General features: G+C 33.6%; 18 protein-coding genes. 2 read left to right on the top strand and 16 right to left on the bottom strand.

All coding sequences use genetic code 11. From position 1 onward, the window contains the following. Positions 1-62 precede the first annotated feature (62 nt). The 7 genes from BM289_RS04170 to BM289_RS04140 form a co-directional block, all read right to left on the bottom strand. The gene (locus tag BM289_RS04170; protein ID WP_091491107.1) at positions 63-482 is read right to left on the bottom strand and encodes an OsmC family protein; all 420 of its coding nucleotides are present in this window, start codon (positions 480-482) and stop codon (positions 63-65) included. A 408-nt stretch (positions 483-890) separates the two neighbouring features. Next, positions 891-2,870 carry a DUF349 domain-containing protein gene (locus tag BM289_RS04165; RefSeq protein WP_091491105.1) on the bottom strand — a complete coding sequence of 660 codons (1,980 nt, stop codon included), beginning with the start codon at positions 2,868-2,870 and terminating at the stop codon, positions 891-893. A gap of 250 nt (positions 2,871-3,120) precedes the next feature. Continuing rightward, positions 3,121-3,867 (bottom strand): lipid A phosphoethanolamine transferase, encoded by a 747-nt coding sequence (locus tag BM289_RS04160; protein WP_091491103.1) that lies wholly within the window; start codon positions 3,865-3,867, stop codon positions 3,121-3,123. Between the two features lie 66 nt (positions 3,868-3,933). After that, complete coding sequence (locus tag BM289_RS04155; protein ID WP_091491101.1) at positions 3,934-4,686, bottom strand: shikimate dehydrogenase family protein; 753 nt, start codon at positions 4,684-4,686, stop codon at positions 3,934-3,936. A gap of 2 nt (positions 4,687-4,688) precedes the next feature. After that, positions 4,689-6,083 (bottom strand): tetratricopeptide repeat protein, encoded by a 1,395-nt coding sequence (locus BM289_RS04150; protein ID WP_091491100.1) that lies wholly within the window; start codon positions 6,081-6,083, stop codon positions 4,689-4,691. A 251-nt stretch (positions 6,084-6,334) separates the two neighbouring features. After that, a complete protein-coding gene (locus tag BM289_RS04145; RefSeq protein ID WP_091491098.1) occupies positions 6,335-7,528 on the bottom strand; it encodes an aspartate aminotransferase family protein in 1,194 nt (397 codons plus the stop codon). Between the two features lie 101 nt (positions 7,529-7,629). Then, positions 7,630-9,312, bottom strand: a complete 1,683-nt coding sequence (locus BM289_RS04140; RefSeq protein ID WP_091491096.1) for an OstA-like protein — start codon at positions 9,310-9,312, stop codon at positions 7,630-7,632. A gap of 288 nt (positions 9,313-9,600) precedes the next feature. Between BM289_RS04140 and BM289_RS04135 the strand changes: the two genes are divergently transcribed. Next, on the top strand, positions 9,601-11,469 hold the full coding sequence (locus BM289_RS04135) for an alpha-amylase family glycosyl hydrolase (protein ID WP_091491094.1): 1,869 nt from the start codon (positions 9,601-9,603) through the stop codon (positions 11,467-11,469). A 63-nt stretch (positions 11,470-11,532) separates the two neighbouring features. Here BM289_RS04135 and BM289_RS04130 read toward each other — a convergent pair whose 3' ends face one another. The 8 genes from BM289_RS04130 to rsfS form a co-directional block, all read right to left on the bottom strand. Then, the gene (locus tag BM289_RS04130) at positions 11,533-12,591 is read right to left on the bottom strand and encodes a glycoside hydrolase family 130 protein (protein WP_091491093.1); all 1,059 of its coding nucleotides are present in this window, start codon (positions 12,589-12,591) and stop codon (positions 11,533-11,535) included. Positions 12,592-12,663: 72 nt separating this feature from the next. After that, positions 12,664-13,443, bottom strand: coding sequence for a superoxide dismutase (locus BM289_RS04125; RefSeq protein WP_091491091.1), 780 nt, complete (start codon positions 13,441-13,443; stop codon positions 12,664-12,666). Positions 13,444-13,451: 8 nt separating this feature from the next. Beyond that, positions 13,452-13,721 carry an acyl-CoA-binding protein gene (locus tag BM289_RS04120; protein WP_091491090.1) on the bottom strand — a complete coding sequence of 90 codons (270 nt, stop codon included), beginning with the start codon at positions 13,719-13,721 and terminating at the stop codon, positions 13,452-13,454. Next, positions 13,722-14,375, bottom strand: coding sequence for a phosphatidylserine decarboxylase family protein (locus tag BM289_RS04115; protein ID WP_091491088.1), 654 nt, complete (start codon positions 14,373-14,375; stop codon positions 13,722-13,724). Next, positions 14,365-15,255: a phosphatidate cytidylyltransferase gene (locus tag BM289_RS04110; RefSeq protein ID WP_091491087.1), complete on the bottom strand. Its 891-nt coding sequence runs from the start codon at positions 15,253-15,255 to the stop codon at positions 14,365-14,367. The genes BM289_RS04115 and BM289_RS04110 overlap by 11 nt, the downstream gene beginning before the upstream one ends. Position 15,256: 1 nt before the next feature. Next, positions 15,257-15,862, bottom strand: coding sequence for a lactate utilization protein B/C (locus BM289_RS04105; protein ID WP_091491085.1), 606 nt, complete (start codon positions 15,860-15,862; stop codon positions 15,257-15,259). 115 nt (positions 15,863-15,977) lie between these two features. Further along, positions 15,978-17,903: an ATP-dependent zinc metalloprotease FtsH gene (gene ftsH, locus BM289_RS04100; protein ID WP_091491084.1), complete on the bottom strand. Its 1,926-nt coding sequence runs from the start codon at positions 17,901-17,903 to the stop codon at positions 15,978-15,980. Between the two features lie 15 nt (positions 17,904-17,918). After that, entirely contained in the window at positions 17,919-18,290 is a 372-nt protein-coding gene (rsfS, locus tag BM289_RS04095) for a ribosome silencing factor (RefSeq protein ID WP_007809313.1), read from the bottom strand. A 94-nt stretch (positions 18,291-18,384) separates the two neighbouring features. Here rsfS and BM289_RS04090 point away from each other — a divergent pair, with 94 nt between their 5' ends. Continuing rightward, positions 18,385-19,113, top strand: coding sequence for a biotin--[acetyl-CoA-carboxylase] ligase (locus tag BM289_RS04090; RefSeq protein ID WP_091491082.1), 729 nt, complete (start codon positions 18,385-18,387; stop codon positions 19,111-19,113). A gap of 342 nt (positions 19,114-19,455) precedes the next feature. Here BM289_RS04090 and BM289_RS04085 read toward each other — a convergent pair whose 3' ends face one another. Beyond that, entirely contained in the window at positions 19,456-19,848 is a 393-nt protein-coding gene (locus BM289_RS04085) for an orotate phosphoribosyltransferase (RefSeq protein WP_091491080.1), read from the bottom strand. Positions 19,849-20,025: the final 177 nt, after the last annotated feature.

The raw sequence follows: 20,025 nt of genomic DNA, 5'->3' as shown, positions 1-20,025 counted from the left end.
CGTTATAAATAAAAAAAAACCATTCACTGTGCGGTGAATGGTTTTTTTTATGCTTAATTTTTTTAGCTAATTAATTCAGCGGATAATGTAATTGTGGTATTTAGCAGTTTAGAAATCGGACAGATTTCTTTTGCTTTATTCGCTGTAGCTGTGAATTCCTCAGCAGAAATTGAAGGGACTTTTCCTTTTAAATCCAAATGAATTAAAGTGATTGAACCGTCTTCAAAAGTCACTGTTGCTTCTGTAGTTAAATCATCAGCTGTAAATCCGCCTTCGTTTAATAAAAAGCTTAATTGCATTGTAAAACAGCCGGAATGTGCCGCTGCAACTAATTCTTCCGGGTTTGTACCAACGCCATCTGCAAATCTTGTTTTGAAAGACAGTTGTGCATTATCTAAAGTAGTACTTTGAGTACTAATAGTTCCTTTTCCTTCCATACCGGTTCCTTTCCAGTTGGCGTGTGCTTTTCTTGTAAATTTCATTTGTGTGGTATTAAAATTAATAAAATGTTGTTATTTGTTTGATTATCAAATGATAATGTGGTAATTCAAATATAATCAATATTTTACAGAATTGTTTTATAGAATTTAATTAGAATGTTAAGTTTTGGATTTTTGTTTGGAGTGGGTTTTTACCGCAAAGCACGCAAAGTTTTTTTTGTATTTCTTATTATTTAAGAAAGGAAAGTTCGCAAAGTTTTGCGTACATAAAGCTTTGAGTAGATAAAGCTTTGAGTAGATAAAGCTTTGCGAACTTTTTATTTACGAACACAACCACTTAATAAAATAAATCTTTGCGTGCTTTGCGGTAAAAGAAACATTTTAGATATAAAAAAAGGTGTAATGAACATTTTCACTACACCTTTCTATAATTATTTTTTAACTTAAATCTTATTCCTGACCTAAGTTTCTTAATTGTTTCAGCTTATCTTTCCAAACTTCAAGGCTTTCTTTATGAATAGCGATGTTTTTGCGTACTTCAGTAACAATTGAATTTTCTTTTTTAGCATTTTTAGTATTGGTAAAAAACTGAATATTGTTTTCTAATTGGAAAATTTCATTTTGAACTTCTTCAATTTTACGCATGATAAAGATTTTTTCATTATCTAATTTGCGCGTGTCATTGCTGTCGGAAAGAGAATCAATGCGATTTGCAAAACGCATCATTTCAGATTCTTTTTTGCTTAAGCTTAATTTTTCGAAAAGAGCATCTAGGATTTTATTGAATTTTCCTTCGATATGACGTCTTGAAAAAGGAACTTTTCCAAATCCTTTCCAGGTTTCGATATGTGCTTTAATGCCGTCCAAATCTGTTTTATGATCTCCAGTTAACTGGAAAGCTCTTAAGACCTCTAAATAGGCTTTTTTGTTGTCAAAAGCAGCTACTTCTTCGCTGTTTTCTTCCGATTTATGTTCTTTTAATTTGTCAAAATAGTGGTTGCAGGCATCTTTAAACTCTTTCCAGATTTTGTCTGAGTATTTTTTAGGAACGTGCCCAATTTGTTTCCATTCTTCCTGAATTTGTTTCATTACAGGAGTTGTAGCTTGAAAATCGGTACTTTCTTGTAATTCTTTTGCTTTAGCTACAAGAGCAAGTTTTTTATTTAAATTGTCATTTTGATCTTTCTTAATGTCTTTGTAGAAAGAATTCTTAAAAGCATTGAAATTTCTAACGGCAGTTTTAAATGCAGCCCAAGTTTCTTCGTTTACTTCTGACGGAACTTTTCCAGCAGCAAAAAACTCATTTCTTAATTCTTCTACTTTCTGGATCTGTACAAGCCATTGTGAGTGAGAGTTTACTTTTTCAGTACCTAAAACTTCGATTTTAGAAATGATTTCTTTCTTAATCTCAAGATTTTGCTGTTCGTTAGCTCTTTGGTTTTCAAATAAAACTTCTCTCTTATCGTGTATCTTTTTGGTTAACTCGCTGAATTGATTCCAAATTTCATCACGGTGTTCTTTAGAAACTGGCCCGATGTCTTCTTTCCAAATTCGGTGTAAATCTTGTAATTCACGGAAAGATTTGTTCACATCTGTATCGTTTACTAATTCTTCAACACGTGCGATTATTTTTTGTTTTAATTCTAAGTTGTGTTTAAAATCTAAATCTCTAGCTTCACGGTCTAAATGAAGATAATCATAGAAATTCTCCACATGAAAATGGTAATTGTTCCAAACGTGATTGTATTTGTCTTTTGGAATTGCACCAGCATTTTTCCATCTTTCTCTCAACTCATTAAAATGTTTAAGAGTATCTTTTATATTTTCCTGCGGATTGATTAGTTCTTTTAATTCCTCAACAATTGCTAGACGAGTTTCTAAATTCGTTTTTAAATTAGTCTGTAAATGTTTAAAATGAACATTTCTTTTGTCTCTAAAAACATTATAATATTCGTCAAACTTTGATTTTAAAGGTAGGTGGTATTCAAATTCTTCATTTGGGTCTGTGTTGGAAGCAAGAAACTCTTCTTTCTTTTCCTCTAAAAGATGATGATATTGAAGTAAAAAAGCTTTTTTGATTTCTTCAATATGATCTTTTACAGACATTACTTTGTCTGTATTAACCAGTTTTTTTAATTCATCTACAAGAGCATCTAAAGAGAATGTATTATAATCCTGCATTGGAATATCATGACGTTCTTTTAAAGTCTCGTCTTCACTTTCGGCTGCATTTGAATTGGTGATAACATCCAGTGCTTCTTGATGAGCATTTTCAGTAGTATCATCGTTATTTTGAGTTTCTGAAGTTGAATTCTCAACTAAAGTTTCAGGATCAGATATTTCAATTGCATCATTTGTTGCAGCATCATTGATTTCGATTCCTGATTTTCCGTCTGCATCATGCAGGTTATCATTCTTTTCTTCTAACATCTTTAAAATGTATAAGGTTTTTATTTTAAACAGAGCGAAAGATAGTAAAGGTGTTTCTAAATACAAAATAAATCGCTTGATTATGCTGTATTTTAAGACGAAATTCCTATTCTTTGGACTTATTAGCTGTTATGTTGAATGGCTTTTGATTGAATAACTGAGGTATCCATAAATTCAAAATCTGCATTCTTTTTTTAATTATTATTGTAAAAATATAAATTAGTAAGGTTCTATTGATTTTTTTTTTGGGTTAGAAAAGAATCAAAACGCCCATTTCAATTCCAAAATTGTAGGTTCTGTTTATGCCAAATCCTGCACTGGGGTGTATGTAGACTAAATTTGTAGGTGTGATTTTTCTTCCGAATTCAACAAAAGCATTATTTTGAAAACCGTCAATAATATCATTGTATCTAAAAGCAACATCGGCGGCTACCCAATTTTTTCCGAAGAAATGCAATAAAACATTTTCAAAAAGAGTGACACTGATATCATTTCGACTATCATCGCCCGCAAAACTACTTTGATATTCCATTGTAGATAACCAAAGGAATTTTTTATTGTATAAATACTTTCCATAAACAACAGCAGGCATGATAACCCATTTCCCAGTTCCAAAATTGGGATCTGCAGCAGTATTGCCATAAACTCTTGTGCGTAAGGCAAAACCGTTGCTGTTTTTCATATAGGGAATATAACTGACTCCCATACCAACATCTCCAATCGCAGTTTTGTTTATGGAATTGGTATTTGCAGAAACTAAAGGAAGATCAAAACGAAGATTCCAGGCTTTGTTCCCAATTGGAAGCAGAACGCGTACTTGTGTGGTGTTGATAGAACCGTTGTCAGTATCTAGATACTCATCAAAAAGAATTATGGTCTTGAGGAAATAATGGTAACGTGGCTCTGAGAAAGGACTTTGTAAGGTATCATTTTCTTGAGCTAAAAGTAGATTGTTAAATAAAAAAAATAAAATGCTAAGTAATTGTATTTTCTTCATAACCACCTGTTAATAAGTGGTTTAAAAATACAAAAAATACATTAACATTTTATTTTGATACTCTTTTTATTTGTTCCAGATTTTCCAGGCTTTTTCTGCCTGAAAAATCAGCATGTCATGACCGTTTTTTATCACTGCGCCTCTTTCTTTTGCCAATTTTAGAAAAGTAGTTTCGGCGGGATTGTAAATTAAATCGTAAGCAATATGTTTTTCTGTAAAAAACTCATACGGCAAGTTTGGACAAGCATCAATATTTGGACTTGTTCCAACAGGTGTACAGTTAATTATGATTTGAAAATTGTCAAAAGTAGTGGCATTGATCAAATCGTAATCAATAATGTTTTCTTTCGCTTCTCTGGAAACAAAAGTATACGGAATACCCAATTCATCTAGAGCAAAAGCAACGCCTTTAGAAGCACCGCCTGTTCCCAGAATAAGCGCTTTTTTATGATGTGGCTCTAAAAGTGGCTCTAATGATTTTTTGAATCCGTAATAATCAGTGTTATATCCTTTTAGTTTGCCGTTTTTGGTAAATTTTATAGTATTGACAGCACCAATTAAAGTGGCTTTTCGTGATAATTTATCTAAGAAAGGAATAACTTGTTCTTTGTAAGGAATGGTAACATTTAATCCTTTTAAATCAGGATTGTTTTTAATTAATTCGGTGAAATAATTAATTTCTGAAATGTCAAAATTCTCATAGCTGTTACCAGCAAAGACTTCATTGTTAAATTTTTCTGTAAAATAACCTTTTGAAAAAGAGTAGCTAATGTTGCGCCCCAATAATCCAAAACGTCTTCTTAATAAAATATCAACCATTATTATTTACGATGTTTTTCTATATAATTTTTTACTGTTTTTTTTGACCAAACCACTGGAAATAAATCTTCAATCAAGATGTAATTATCAAAATTAAGACGTAAACCATTGCTTAAATGGAATTTAGCTTTTGTGGTATCTTGAATCATGAAATATAAACCAGCTAAACGATATTCGATTTCATTTTCTTCAGGGAAATATTCTGAGGCCTGTAATAAAGTCTGAATAGCGCTTTCAAATTCTCCTAAAAACTGAAGAATATCAACCCAATATAACCAAGTATCTAGTGCATAATCTCCAAACTCAACTGCTTTTCTGAAACCAAATTCGGCTTCTTCAAAGAAGTTCATGTGTTTGTTGATTGTTGCATATCTTTTCCAGTACAAACGATTTTGATTGTCGATTGCCAAAGCTTTATTGACAAAAAATAATGCTTTTTGATAGTTTTTCTGGCGAAGATGAAAATCGGTTATGGCAATCCAGCCTTTGTCTAAAAGCGGATCTTCATGAACAGTTTGGTTATAATATTGAATCGCTTTCGCTAAATTTCCAAGTTTCTCGTAACATTTACCAATTCGAAGCAGAGCATATGATGTTGCATCGTCCAGTTCGATGGTTCTGTTATAACTTTCAATGGCTTCGTTGTATTTTTTCAGACGTTCGTAAGCTTTTGCTTTTTCCATAAAAGCGCCTAAAAATTCGTCATCTATCAACGTTGCATAATCGAATGCACGAATGGCATTTTCATATTCTTTTACGCCATAATGAAGACGTCCAAGCTGATGCCATGCAATTTCGCTATACGGATTTCTGTTGATATATTCGTTAAGATAGACAATAGCTTCTTGGTTTTGATCTAAAAACTCAAAACAATACACTACGTTATAAAGAGCAGATTGATCTTCTAAATCTTCTTCAAGACATTTGATAAAATTCTCTTTTGCCAGCTCGAGATTATCCATAAAAAGATATTCCATTCCAATCAAATTATACACATCAGCATAATCATCAGTGTATTGCAACGCGATTTTTAACAGTTCAACTGCTTTTTCGTGCTGATCTCTTTTAGAACAAATATTGGCTTTCTGGATATAGATTTCCTCGTTGTTAGGTTCAATTGCGTACAACTCATTCAAAAGCTTTTCAGCCAGATCGAGTTTATCATCATAAACCAGCATTTCTACTTGTACTAATTTTAAGCCTGTAGATTTTGGATGTTGGTCTAATGCAAGTTTTAAGGCCTTTTTTGCTAAATTAGCCTTACCTATGTCTAAATAATGAAGAATGATTTCTTCGAATTCTTCAGAATCAAAAAAGAGTACTTTGTTCGTTTTTAACATCGACTCAAATTTGGATAGGGATAGGTTATAATCTTCTTCTTCGTTGCTTAATTGCATACTTCGTATATTTGAAATTAGCCTGATATAAATTTAGGCAACCATATAATTGTTGTAAGGATAAGAAATTAATTGTTTTGAACAATTTAATTAACAATATATAGCGTTTTTTATTCTGTTTTGGGAAGAAATCTCTTTTATTATCAAGAGATTAGCTTCGATTTTGTCTTTTTTCTGTTAATGCTGAAAATGTTTTAACGAAATTAAAATACAGATAAAACAACAGTATCCATTTGAAAAAATCCGAAGTTCTATTTAGAATTCTTTTTCATTATTTCATCCATTACTTCTAAAATAATGGCACAGCCTTCACGAATTTCATCTTCTGAAATTGTCAAAGGAGGTGTAATTCTAATCGCACAACCTTCAAATAAAAGCCAGAATAAAATAAGTCCTCGATCTTGGCAGGTCAAAATTACTTCATTTGTAATTTCAGCCGATTCTGCCATAGCGGCCAGCATTAATCCTTTTCCTCTAACTTCTGTTATCAAAGGATGTACCAAAAGCGATCTGAAGAGTTTTTCCTTTTCGAGTGCTTCTGCCATTAAATTTGTTTCAGTTAATTCCTGCAAAGTAGCTAAACAGGCTGACGCAATGACAGGGTGACCGCCAAAAGTAGTGATATGACCTAATTTTGGGTTTTCGGTTAAAAGATCCATTCTTTCAGCAGATGCTGTAAAAGCTCCGACAGGCATTCCGCCTCCCATTCCTTTACCCATTACTACAATGTCTGGAACGACATCATAATTCTGAAAACCAAATAGTTTCCCCGTTCTACCAAAGCCTGGCTGGATTTCGTCGACAATCATTAAGGCGCCAACTTCTTCACAGCGTTTTTTGACTTTTTGAAGAAAATTATTTTCAGGTTGAATAAAACCAGCACCGCCTTGAATGGTTTCTAAAAGAATGGCTGCTGTTCGAGTGGTTATTTTTTGTAAATCTTCTTCGTTATTAAAAGTGATAAAATCGACATCTGGAAGCAGAGGTCTAAAAGCTTGTTTGCGTTCTTCAAATCCCATAACGCTCATCGATCCCATGGTATTTCCATGATAGGCGTTATGACATGAAATAAGCTGACTTCTTCCAGTCGTTCTTTTGGCCAATTTTAAAGCGCCTTCAATAGCTTCTGTTCCTGAATTTACTAAATATGTTTTGTTTAAAGATTCAGGAAGGAGTGAAGCCATCATTTTGCAATATTGAACCGCCGGACTTTGTGAATATTCGCCATAAACCATTACGTGAGAATATTTATCCAGTTGATTTTTTATAGCTTGATTTACTCTCGGATGCTGGTGTCCAAGCGTACAAGCCGAAACTCCGGCAACAAAATCTAAATATTTTTTATCGTTTGTGTCGTATATGTAAGACCCAATGGCATGAGAAACTTCCATTCCTAAAGGATAAGGAGAAGTTTGTGCCTGGTATTTTATAAAATCTGGATTCATTTTTTCTAAGATTCTAAGTTGCTGAGATTCTAAGATTCTGAGATTGATTTCAGCTCTTAGTATTTGAAATGGAAAACTGTGACTGCGACTGCAACTGAAAACTATTTTTGCTTAGGTGTTATTGCAGGTTTTACAGCGGGTTTCTTCTTGTCGTAATCTAAAGTTTCCTTTCTGACTTTCATTGGGACATTTTTGCCTTTTTCCTCTTCTTCTTTTCCTTGCTGAATTAGTTTTTCATTCATTTCATTTTCTTCTGCGGTGAAAATATCGTCTTTGGATTTGATACGTTCATTGCCACGCCAGACCATTCCTCGAAGCTTTCTTGCATTTTCCGGAAGCTCATCTTCAGGAAACATATCGCCGTCAACATTATTGAAAAGTGTAAGGGTTTCAATTTTATTGTTCTCCAAAATCAAATTGATTTTACTGCTTACGCTTTTATCAATTCCAACAAGTTCGTTTTGATCATTTCGGCTGTAATAAATGACCTCGGTGTTCTTGATTATATCAACGTAATGGAGTTTACCATCCTTAAATTTTCCAAACAAATTGAGTCCTTTGACTTGATTAAAACCTGTTCCGAGGGTGTCCCGCGAGATTAAAAAGGTGTTGTTGAGCACTTTTAAGGAATCTAATTTTCGTGTATTATTATCGCCAATTAGGTGCATGACATCGCCAGTTATCTGATTTTCTCCATTCCAAATAATTGGATTTCCGATCAATTTAGTTAAGGCTATTTTGGAATCAGAATGTATAGAGTCGCATTTTCCGCTCATATCAATTTTAAAGAAACGTACATTTTTATACGCTCTTAAAATTCTTTCGCCTTCTTTTCCGGTAACCATTAATTTTTGTCCGTGAATGTAAACCGAGTCATTTTCAACTAAATTGATTGCAACGGCTCTTTTGGTTACAAACATGGAATCTTTCAGTTTGTATAGCTCTGCATAATGCCCTTTTACAATTCCTTTATTGATAGAATCTGTAATCTTCACATTTCGTGTCGCCGATGCAAATTCGGTATTTCGGTTATAAAATAAACTATCGCCTTCTATGAGCCGATCATCATATTTGATATAGGATTTTCGGAGAAAATGTGCCAGGTTTTTCTTTGTGTCGTAAAACCCTTTTTCGGTATAAATATAGTTTTCTTTACTGGTAATAGTTGAAGGACCAAGCAGATAAGTATGCCCGGAATTACTGTAGTAATCCAAATGATTGGATTTAATTACATATTTAGGATTTGTAATAACTACTTCCGTCAGGAACTGAAACTTCTTTTGTTCGGCATAATATCTTCCGGATTTACTCACTAGAGTATTGTCCTTGTTTACGATAGTTCCTTTAGTATTATAGAAGGCTTCCTGAACATTTCGGTCAAAATTAATCGTGTCAGTTCGCAATGTAGCATCAGGCGAAGTTAAAACGGCATCTCCAGTTGCAAAAGCTTTTTTCGCATTCCCGCTATACTCTGCGTATTTACTGTTTAAGAATAAAGTATCTCCCTGTACTAATTGTACATTTCCAAACGCTTTTAAATAATTCTCTTTTTGAAAAAAATAAGCTTTATTGCACGTAAGCACAACGCCGTCATGATTTATTTTTACGTTTCCAGTTAACAAAAGCGCGTCTGGAGCATTAACCTGATCTACATCAGAATAATCAGCATTTTCAATGACGATTGTTTTCGGAGTTTGTGCAGGTTTTTTTTTTGCTTGAGCGAAAGTGAATTGAACGCTTAAAAAAGACAGACAAATGAATATGAAAAAGAGTGATTTCTTCAACTGATTAAATTTTTGTCAAATTTATAAAAAAGGTTAGAACCTGTGGTGGATATTAGCATTAATTTATAATAAGTCATCAACATTCCAATTGGAAAAATCGAGGGTATTTATTTTTTCAACAAAACAACGAACTCTCACGTTGTAGTTAAATTGTTTCGGTCTTAGAACGGTATAAAACGTATTAAAGTTGTTCTGAGTTTTAAAAAATGAGCTACATTTAGAAAATTGTTTTTTGAGCCTTTAGAGGTTTTTAGAGAATTATAAGCTATATTTAGATTAACCCATTATATGATAAGCAAAAGATTAATTACAGCTGGAATTACATTAACTGTACTGTTTTCAGCATGTAAAACACAAGATTTAAAAATGAGTACAGCAAAAAAAGAGACTACTGCAGAAAAGAAAGTTGTAGTTTATCAAGTTTTTACACGCCTGTTTGGAAATAAAAATAAAACGAATAAACCCTGGGGAACCATCGAAGAAAATGGAGTTGGAAAATTTAATGATTTTACAGATAAAGCACTTCATGAAATAAAAGATTTAGGAGTTACCTATATTTGGTATACTGGCGTACCTCATCATGCTTTGGTGCGTGATTATACGGCGTATGGAATTTCAAATGATGATCCTGAGGTAGTAAAAGGAAGAGCAGGTTCTCCTTATGCGGTAAAAGATTATTATAACGTAAATCCTGATCTGGCTGTTGATCCGGCAAAACGTCTTGAAGAATTTGAAGCCTTAATAAAACGTACTCATAATGCAGGTTTAAAAGTAATTATAGACATTGTTCCAAATCATATTGCGAGAAAATATGAAGGCAAATCTAATCCTGTAGGCGTAAAAGATTTTGGTGCAGATGATGATGTTTCAGTTGAATACAAACGGGATAATAATTTCTATTATATTCCAAGAGAGCATTTTGAAATTCCTGATGGAGATATTCCGTTAAACGGAGAAAAAAATCCTCTTATTGATGGGAAATTTGATGAAAACCCTGCGAAATGGACAGGAAATGGTTCACGTAAGGTAAAACCAGATCAAAATGACTGGTATGAAACTGTTAAAGTGAATTATGGCGTTCGTCCTGATGGCAGTAAAGACTTTCCAGAACTTCCAGCTGGATTTGACCAGAAAAATTATAAAGAACATTTTGCTTTTTGGCAGGACAAAGACGTTCCGGATTCTTGGGAAAAATTCAGAGATATTGCTTTGTACTGGACAGCAAAAGGAGTGGACGGATTTCGCTATGATATGGCCGAAATGGTTCCGTATGAATTTTGGAGTTACATGAACTCTTCAATTAAAATGAAGAATCCAAATGCTTTTTTATTGGCAGAAGTTTACAATCCGAATGAATATCGCAATTACATCCGTTTAGGAAAAATGGATTATCTATATGATAAAGTAGAAACTTACGATAAACTGAAAGATATTATTCAGGGAAAATCTTCTCCGGATGAATTAAATGATATTCAGAAAAGAATGACAGATATTGAACATCATATGCTTCATTTTTTGGATAACCATGACGAACAACGTTTGGCTTCGCCAGAATTTGCAGGAACTCCTGAAAGAGGAAAACCTTTGATGGTTGTTTCTGCGACATTGAGTACTTCGCCAACTATGATTTATTTTGGTCAAGAAGTAGGGGAGGCTGGAAATGAAGATGCCGGTTTTGGTAAACGCTCCAGAACCTCTATTTTTGATTATATCGGAGTTCCAAATCATCAGCGCTGGATGAATGAAGGTAAGTTTGACGGAGGACAATTATCTGATTCAGAAAAAAATCTGCGTGATTTTTACAAACGATTATTGAATTTTATAATCAACAGCAGTGCTTTAATGGGAAGTTTTGAAGAAATTCAATCTGCAAACCGTCAAAATCCGAATTATGATGCGTTATTGTATTCTTACGTTCGATGGTCAGAAAAGCAAAAACTGATTGTAATTGCTAATTTCTCTTCAGAAAAAGAAAGCGAATTTGAATTGAAAATTCCTTCGACTCTTATTTCAAAGTGGAATTTAAAAGATGGTTCTTATGTGCTCGTAGATAAATTATATTCAGTCAGTAAAACTTATCTTACCGTTAAAAATGGTGAAGGTTCGGCAAGAGTTAAAATCAAACCTTCTGAATCATTTATTTATGAAGTAAACTAAAATGAGATAAAATAAAAGAGAGCTTGCTTAAAACTGATTAAGGTTTAAGCAAGTTTTTTGTTTTTAAACTTCTTTTAAAAGTGAAAGGATTTCTTTGATTGAAAATTGAGCACCACAGACAAATTCGTCTGAAGCGCCATAATAAATAGTCAGCGTATCTCCGTCGGGTTCTATAATGTGACCATTTGTAAATACCACATTTCCAAAAAAGCCACTTAATTCGTAATCTGTTGTGGGAAACATAATTGGAACTTCGGTTCTTGAAATGACTTTGGCAGGATTTTCTAAATCTAAGAGAAAAGCACCCAGACAATATTGATGGGCTTCATTTGCTCCATGATAAATCTCGAGCCAGCCTTTTTCCGTTTTAATAGGTGCTGCACCGGCACCAACTCTTTTGCTGTCCCAATTTCCTTTTCTGGTTGTGATAATACATTGATGATTTCCCCAATGAAGACCGTCAGGAGATGAAGCAATCCAAATGTAATTTCCGCCGATATCAACACTGCTTGGACGGTGTAAGGCATAAAATAGTCCATTTATTTTTTCTTCAAAAATAGCGCAGTCTTTATTATGAGGAGGAAATATCATTCCATGTTTTTCGAAATTTTTCCAGTCGGTTGTAGTGCGCAAACCAACTCCAACGCCATTATTGGAGACCGAAGTAAAAGTCAGATAATATTTTCCTTCAATTAAAGAAACACGGCAATCTTCTATTCCAAAAGTTTCCAAAATTCCTTCACCTGCTAAATAGGGATAATTCTCAGGTTCATAGAAATGTTTTCCGTCTTCACTGCATAATAATCTGATATGAGATAAAGTGGTTAAATAATCAATTCCCTGATAATTAATAACTCGGGCATCAGTTGCTATAAGTTCGGGATGATCTTTTAGAATTTCTATGATTTCGATTAAACCATTTTCTGTTAGTATTGGAAAAGAAATAATATTTTCAGCTTGTTTTGGTCTTTCAGCAACTCTTACGGCCAGCCAGATTTTATTTTCAAATCGAAAAACGCCGGGATTTAAAAGACAGGTAATTTCTAATCCTTCTCTGCTTGGAGGTAAATCTGATGGTGATAATAAAGGGTTTTCTAAAAAACGATTGGCAATATCTTTCATGTTATTCGTGTTTAGAGTTACCCTTAAGGTATAAAAAAAAGCTGATACTTTTTTGGGTATCAGCTTTTTGTTTTATACTTTTTTGACCTTTTTCAGCGCTTCGACATAATATTCGTTCACTTTTTCCCAATTAATATGGTCGTAAAAAGCGTCAATATAAGTTCCTTTTCTGTTTTGATAATCCAGATAATATGCGTGTTCCCAAAGATCAATTCCTAAAATTGGTGTTCCTGGAATCAGAGCATTTTTCATTAAAGGATTATCTTGGTCTTGTGTCGTGGTGATCTGTAATTTTCCGTAACGATCCACAACAAGCCAAACCCATCCAGATCCAAATTGCTTTTCAGACTGCGCTTTAAACTGATTGGTTAGGTTACTGAAAGAACCAAACTCTTTGTTGATAGAACCTGAAAGCGTATCTTTTGGGGTTTGCTCTTTTGGAGTTAAAATATTAAAATAGAGTGTGTGATTGTAATAACCTCCAGCGTTTTGACGAAGTTTAGCGTTGTTTAAATCCATCTTTTTTAAAATATCCTCAATTGGCATATTTTCAAATTCTGTAGAAACAATTTCTTTGTTGAAATTGTTTGTGTAAGAAAGATAGTGTTTAGAATAATGCGTTTCCATGGTCAGTGACCTTATTGCAGGAGAAAGGCCATCATAAGCAAAAGGCAGTTTGGTCATTTCAAAAGAACCGGGATCAGCTTTAACTTCATTAGGTGAGCCTATAGTGATTTTTTCTTCTTTGGTTGGAAGAGGAACCTCAACTACTTCTGTCAGCTTGTCTTCTTTACAGGAAAATAATAGTAAAAATGAAGTTAAAGCAGTAAAAAGAACAACGTTTTTCTTCATAATGTTATTTATTTTGATGTTAATGAATTAATGATCTCGATATAATTTTCTTTCGCCTCATCAATCGACATATGGCTGATCTGCATCCAGGCATTGGTTTTGAAAGCGTCTCTCAAATCAAAATTTTCAGATTGATTATAGACAGCTGTACCAAAAGTTGCCTGTTTGTAAAAAGCATAAAGTCTTAACTGCACATCTTGCGGCAGTGAAGCCTGAGTCATTGTCATGGCAATTTCTACGGCTTCTGCAAAGCGAGTATCTAAATCTTTTTCAGTCATTTATGCTTTTGTAGCAATAATTGTTTTTCCACCAATCGCTTTTTGATTTAACTCAACGTTGATTGGGGTACCTAAAGGTAAAAATAAATCTACTCTTGATCCAAATTTAATGAAACCAGCGTCAGTTCCCTGAACAACCTGCATTCCTTCTTTAGCATAATTTACAATTCTTCTAGCTAATGCACCTGCAATTTGTCTGTACAAAACAGCGCCAAAAGTTTCGTTTTCGATAACTACAGTAGTTCTTTCGTTTTCTTCACTTGCTTTTGGATGCCAGGCAACAAGAAATTTACCAGGGTGATATTTACTGAATTTAATGATGCCATCCATTGCATAACGTGTTACGTGCACATTGATTGGTGACATAAAAATAGAAACCTGTAAACGTTTGTCCTTAAAATATTCTCCTTCATAAACTTCCTCGATAACCACAACTTTTCCATCGACAGGAGCCAGAATGTGATCACTGTTTCTAATTGCAATTCTTTTAGGATTTCTAAAAAATTGTAAAATAATGATCAAAATCAAAACCGCCGCAAATTGAACAAGCATTCTAAGCCATGCAATATCAATGAATTTATCAGCAATTAAAAGTACAGCTACAGTAAATACAGTACCTAGTAAAATGGACGGGCCTCCTTCTTTATGAAACATAATATAAAATTTGATAAAATAAAAATATAATGGGTGCTACAAATATAACACTATCTAATCGATCTAAGATACCTCCGTGGCCGGGCATTATGGAACCGCTGTCTTTTACACCGGCAATTCTTTTAAATTTAGATTCAATCAAATCTCCAATAGTACCAAAAATGCTGACAATTAAAGCGATGATGGTCCAAATTAAAATTGACATATTGCTAAACTCAGGTTTAGCCTGAATATAAAATTTCGAAATTAAAAAACCTGCAAATGCTGCAAAAACAACACCGCCAAGAAATCCTTCGATTGTTTTTTTAGGAGAAACACGTTCAAATAATTTATGTTTTCCCATTGATTTTCCAACCAAATAGGCAAAAGTATCATTGGTCCAGATTAAGACAAATAATCCAATGATAATTTTCGGATTATAATCGTTCGTTCCAAATGAAATTTTAACGATAAAGATAAAGGGAAGTGTAATGTATCCTAATAAATAGAGATATTTAGAAGAAGTACTTATTTTTTGAACAGAGTCGTAAAATAAAAAAATGATGCATTTAATGGAGACAACAATAGTAATAGCCAGAAGAATTAAATCCAGCTGTTTAATGTTGGTTTCTAAACTTATGTTCGAATTAAAAGAATCATTAAGATATTTACTTGTTTGTTTATTGTAATGACTAACGAGAATTGTTGATGTGTAAATGAGTAAACCGAAAAGAATAGAAAACACCTTATTTAGATTTACAATATTCGAAAACTCGTAAATCGTGATGATTAGGAAAACACCAAAAAGGATAATGAAGCTTTCAGTTGAAAACAGTATCGAACTTAATAATAGAGCGATATAAACAGCACCAGAAATGGTTCTCTTCAGCGTTTCGTTCATCTTAAAGGTCTTCTAAAAGCAGTAAATAAAGGTTTTTGGCAACACTTCCGTATTGCGTGAAGTCTTCTTCTTTAGCTTTTTCGAAATATTTTATTGTAGTGATGTTAGTAGGTATGTCTCTGTCGTACTTGCGTTTTATAGCGCTCAATCCATCACTTTTCATTGGAAGAATTTGGCTTGTTGTAGCTATAATAACAATATTTGCAGGTAATTCGTTTGGTTTATTCTGTCGAATTTGTTTAGATGAAAATAATATAGAACCTTCGTCGGCTATAAGATTTTCACAGCTGGCTAATAAGAATTTTGGATTTGAAGGCGCAATGTAAAATAATTTGTTTTCGTCTAATAAACCAAATAGTGCAGGTTCATAGCACAAAACTTCTTGTTCAAACCAGTCATTTTCTTCTAAAATGTTTTCAAACTGCTCAGTTACTTCACTTTTGTTTTCACAGTACAAAAATTTACCTCCATTTTTCTTGAAATTGAAAATAAATTGTTCGTCTAAAGATAAATGACTGTTCTGTGCAGAGGTACCTGCATATTCGCTTTCGTTCTCTTCGTCAGAAGGGGCTTCACTCGAGCCAAATATTTTTTTGAAAAAATTCATTTTTTATATGAAATACTTTACATGTTAATTGAAAACGTTCAAAGATAAAAAAATCTTAATTCAAAAGGGTGTTTTGAATTAAGATTTTGAAAAATATTGTGTATTTCTTGATTATTTATGAAACTACTTCTTCTAGATTTTTATCAAAAGTTCGTTTTCCAAAAATGTTTTCTAAGTCATCTTTAAAGATTACTTCTTTTTCAATCAGGATATCAGCAAGTTGGTTTAACTTGTCTTTGTTTTCTTCTAATATCTGAATGGCTCTCTGGTATTGGCCTTCGATTAATTCTGAAATTTCAGCGTCAATAATTTTTGCTGTTTCATCAGAATATGGTTTAGAGAAGTTGTACTCACTTTGACCAGTAGAATCGTAATAAGTAACGTTTCCGATTTTATCGTTTAGTCCGTAGATAGTTACCATAGCACGAGCCTGACGAGTTACTTTTTCTAAGTCACTCAAAGCACCAGTAGAAATTCTGTCAAAAGTTACTTTTTCAGCCGCTCTACCTCCCATAGTAGCACACATTTCGTCCAGCATCTGATCTGTTCTAACGATTTGTCTTTCCTCAGGTAAGTACCAAGCCGCTCCTAAACTTTGTCCACGAGGAACAATAGTCACTTTGATAAGTGGTGCAGCATGCTCTAACATCCAGCTTACAGTAGCGTGACCAGCTTCGTGAATTGCAATTGCTCTTTTCTCTTCTGGAGTAATGATTTTGTTTTTCTTTTCAAGACCACCAATAATTCTATCTACAGCATCAAGGAAATCTTGTCTGTCAACTGCTGGTTTATTGTTACGAGCAGCAATAAGCGCAGCTTCGTTACAAACATTCGCAATATCAGCACCAGAGAAACCTGGAGTTTGTTTAGCTAAGAAATCTAAGTCAAGACCTTCCACTTTTTTGATAGGAGCCAAGTGTACCTTGAAGATTTCAGCTCTTTCTCTAATGTCTGGTAAGTCAACAAAAATTTGTCTGTCAAAACGTCCTGCACGCATTAAAGCTTTGTCTAATACATCGGCTCTGTTTGTTGCAGCCAGAACAATTACGTTTGAGTTTGTACCAAAACCATCCATTTCTGTTAGTAATTGGTTCAAAGTATTTTCTCTTTCGTCATTTCCGCCAGACATATTGCTTTTTCCACGAGCTCTACCAACAGCATCAATCTCATCGATGAAAATGATAGCAGGTGATTTTTCTTTTGCTTGTTTGAATAAGTCACGTACACGTGAAGCACCAACTCCAACAAACATCTCAACGAAGTCAGAACCTGATAAAGAGAAGAAAGGTACTTGTGCTTCACCGGCAACAGCTTTTGCCAATAAAGTTTTACCAGTCCCCGGAGGTCCTACCAATAAAGCTCCTTTTGGAATTTTACCTCCCAGATTGGTGTATTTTTCTGGATTTTTAAGGAATTCAACAATTTCCTGAATTTCTTCTTTAGCACCTTCTAAACCAGCAACATCTTTGAATGTTGTTTTGATGTCTGTTTTTTCATCGAATAATTTAGCTTTCGATTTTCCAATGTTGAAAATCTGTCCGCCTCCGCCAGCGCCTCCGCCAGACATTTTACGCATAATGAAAATCCATACACCCACAATGATGATGATAGGAAGTAAGCTGATTAAAATATCGCTCCAGTTGTTTTTTTGAAGGAAATTAAAATCTTTTAGTTTGCCTTCGTTAACTGCTTTTTCCAGTTTAGTCTGAAAGATCTGATCATTACCAATTTCCAAAGTATAATGTGGACCTTTGTTTGGTTGTTTGAAAATATCTTCAGCTACTTTTTTATTAGCCGGGTCTTTAAGAGCAGCGGCATTTAAATATACTTCAGCTTCTGCTTTGTTGTAAACGATAACTTTTTCAATCTGACCTTTTTCTAATAAGGTGTTGAATTTAGAAGAAGTTAATTGTGCAGGTTCGCTTAAGCTAGATCCTCCTGTGGCAAAACTTATGAATAAAAAAACTAAAAGTATTGCGGTGTATATTAACCAAGGACTTATTTTAAATTTATTCGGATTTGGATTATTATCTTTAGCCATTTAGTGAAAGTTTCTTTAGTATTTGTTTTCGATTGTAGTGATCTTGGCGTCGCCCCAAAGGCTTTCGATGTTGTAATATTCGCGAATATGCTTTTGGAAAACATGTACTACAATGTGTACATAATCCATTAAAACCCATTCTGCGTTATCTGTACCTTCTACGTGCCAAGGTTTATCTTTTAAGTCTTTTGATACTGTTTTTTGAATTGAGTTTACGATGGCGTTAACTTGGGTGTTGGAGCTACCGTTGCAAATAACAAAATAGTCGCATACAGCTGTATCTATTTCTCTTAAGTCAAGAATATCGATATCATTTCCTTTTACTTCCTCAATCCCTTTGATTATGTTCGCCAGTAGAACATCATTATTAATAGTCTTTTTCGCCATGAATTATTTTATATGTGAATTTGTAAAGTTACCAAATTTTGTGATTATTTTTGAACCTTAACAAAATATTAAATTAAGATATTTAAATTATTTAATGAAACTAATCAAACTCGATGCCATAGATTCGACAAATGATTTCCTGAAAGCCTTGTCAAGTCAGGATGAACTGGAGAATTTTACAACGGTAACCGCTGAAAATCAGACAAAAGGCAAGGGGCAAATGGGCGGAAAATGGCAGTCTGAAATTGGTAAAAACTTAACTATGAGTGTGTTGGTGAAGGATTTTCTGTTTGACAACGAACAGGTTTTTAATTTAAGTGTTGCCGTTTCCCTTGCCGTTTCAGAGGTTTTAAAATCGTTAAATATTCCTGATATTTGTATTAAATGGCCAAACGACATTCTGTCATACAATAAGAAATTGGTTGGCATATTAATAGAAAACACCATTAAAAGCGATGGCAGAATAGTGTCAGTTGTCGGAATTGGGATTAATGTCAATCAAACCGATTATACAGATTTACCAAACGCTTCTTCTCTTGCCGTAATTTCGGGTAAAACTTTTGAGAAAGAAGAAATTGCTGTTTTAATTGTAGAAAAATTAAAAGAGAAAATTGAACTTTGGAAAACTTCTGCGGCGCTTTTATGGGATGATTATTTCAATTCTTTATTTAAAAAAGGTGTTCCAATGCCTTTTAGCAATCTGGACAATAAAAACTTCATGGGAATTATTCAGGGCGTTTCTTCTGTAGGAAAATTACAGGTTTTGTTGGAAGATGATTCTGTTGCTGAATTTGAGATTAAGGAAGTTAAGATGCTTTACTAAGTTACTAAGGTTCTGAGATGCTAAGATGCTAAGATTTTTTGCCACAAAGGCACTAAGTCGCAAAGGTTTTCTGTAGAGACGCACTTCAGTGCGTCTGTGTATTTTTGAAATCTCGCAAAGACGCTAAGTCGCAAAGTTTATAATTAAATTAATCTGCTTAAATCTTTTAAATCTGCGTGAAAAATGCTGCGTGTTTACGGAAAATTAATCTGCTCAATCAGCCAAATCTGCGTGAAACAAAAAAAACTTTGTGCCTTAGCGCCTTCGCGGCAATAACAAAAAAAAGCCCGATCGTTAAATCAGGCTTTTCATTTATAATTCACAATTAATAATTTATCATTATTATAGTTTGTTCATATTGTTTGCTAGAGTTTCAATAAACTTGCTTATTGGACCTTTAACCATCATGGCCATCATAGCATTGAATTCACCTTCAAAGAACAATTGAACAGCACTTTCCGAATCAGAAATACTATCAATTTTTGAAGTTAGTGTAAACGGAAGTTTATCACTTGCAGCACCCAAAACAATTTTGTTTGGAGCTACTTTGTCTTTCATTTTCAATTTGATTTCCGGCATGCCTTTTAATCCAAAAATAAAAGCATCTTCGCCAGTCACTTCAAATTTAGCGATGTTATCCGGCATTAATTTTTCAAAATTTTTAACATCAGTCAATTGATCGAATAAATCTTGAGCTGATTTCTGAACAGTAACTTTTGGACTTTCTAAGTTCATATAGTGTTTTTTGTTTTTGTTTTATCATGCGTTTTTTTACCGCAAAGTTCGCAAGGTCTTTTTGCTTTACTTTACTTTGGCTTTAGTTAAGTTCGCAAAGCTTGGATTAAATGAAATCCAAAATTTCTAAATCCAAATTCCCGAAAAAGGAGCGAAGCGACTTTTAGAAAATCTAAA

Source organism: Flavobacterium phragmitis (genome assembly GCF_900112575.1).
In the GTDB taxonomy this organism is placed as follows: domain Bacteria; phylum Bacteroidota; class Bacteroidia; order Flavobacteriales; family Flavobacteriaceae; genus Flavobacterium; species Flavobacterium phragmitis.
This window is presented reverse-complemented; position numbering and strand designations above follow the sequence as displayed.

Coding starts and splice junctions, on each gene's coding strand:
- BM289_RS04105 (WP_091491085.1), bottom strand. CDS start 15,862: ATGAATTTTTTCAAAAAAATATTTGGCTCGAGTGAAGCCCCTTCTGAC.
- BM289_RS04150 (WP_091491100.1), bottom strand. CDS start 6,083: ATGCAATTAAGCAACGAAGAAGAAGATTATAACCTATCCCTATCCAAA.
- BM289_RS04120 (WP_091491090.1), bottom strand. CDS start 13,721: ATGACTGAAAAAGATTTAGATACTCGCTTTGCAGAAGCCGTAGAAATT.
- BM289_RS04170 (WP_091491107.1), bottom strand. CDS start 482: ATGAAATTTACAAGAAAAGCACACGCCAACTGGAAAGGAACCGGTATG.
- BM289_RS04130 (WP_091491093.1), bottom strand. CDS start 12,591: ATGAAAGATATTGCCAATCGTTTTTTAGAAAACCCTTTATTATCACCA.
- BM289_RS04155 (WP_091491101.1), bottom strand. CDS start 4,686: ATGGTTGATATTTTATTAAGAAGACGTTTTGGATTATTGGGGCGCAAC.
- BM289_RS04115 (WP_091491088.1), bottom strand. CDS start 14,375: ATGTTTCATAAAGAAGGAGGCCCGTCCATTTTACTAGGTACTGTATTT.
- BM289_RS04145 (WP_091491098.1), bottom strand. CDS start 7,528: ATGAATCCAGATTTTATAAAATACCAGGCACAAACTTCTCCTTATCCT.
- rsfS (WP_007809313.1), bottom strand. CDS start 18,290: ATGGCGAAAAAGACTATTAATAATGATGTTCTACTGGCGAACATAATC.
- BM289_RS04110 (WP_091491087.1), bottom strand. CDS start 15,255: ATGAACGAAACGCTGAAGAGAACCATTTCTGGTGCTGTTTATATCGCT.
- BM289_RS04085 (WP_091491080.1), bottom strand. CDS start 19,848: ATGAACTTAGAAAGTCCAAAAGTTACTGTTCAGAAATCAGCTCAAGAT.
- BM289_RS04135 (WP_091491094.1), top strand. CDS start 9,601: ATGATAAGCAAAAGATTAATTACAGCTGGAATTACATTAACTGTACTG.
- BM289_RS04165 (WP_091491105.1), bottom strand. CDS start 2,870: ATGTTAGAAGAAAAGAATGATAACCTGCATGATGCAGACGGAAAATCA.
- BM289_RS04160 (WP_091491103.1), bottom strand. CDS start 3,867: ATGAAGAAAATACAATTACTTAGCATTTTATTTTTTTTATTTAACAAT.
- ftsH (WP_091491084.1), bottom strand. CDS start 17,903: ATGGCTAAAGATAATAATCCAAATCCGAATAAATTTAAAATAAGTCCT.
- BM289_RS04125 (WP_091491091.1), bottom strand. CDS start 13,443: ATGAAGAAAAACGTTGTTCTTTTTACTGCTTTAACTTCATTTTTACTA.
- BM289_RS04090 (WP_091491082.1), top strand. CDS start 18,385: ATGAAACTAATCAAACTCGATGCCATAGATTCGACAAATGATTTCCTG.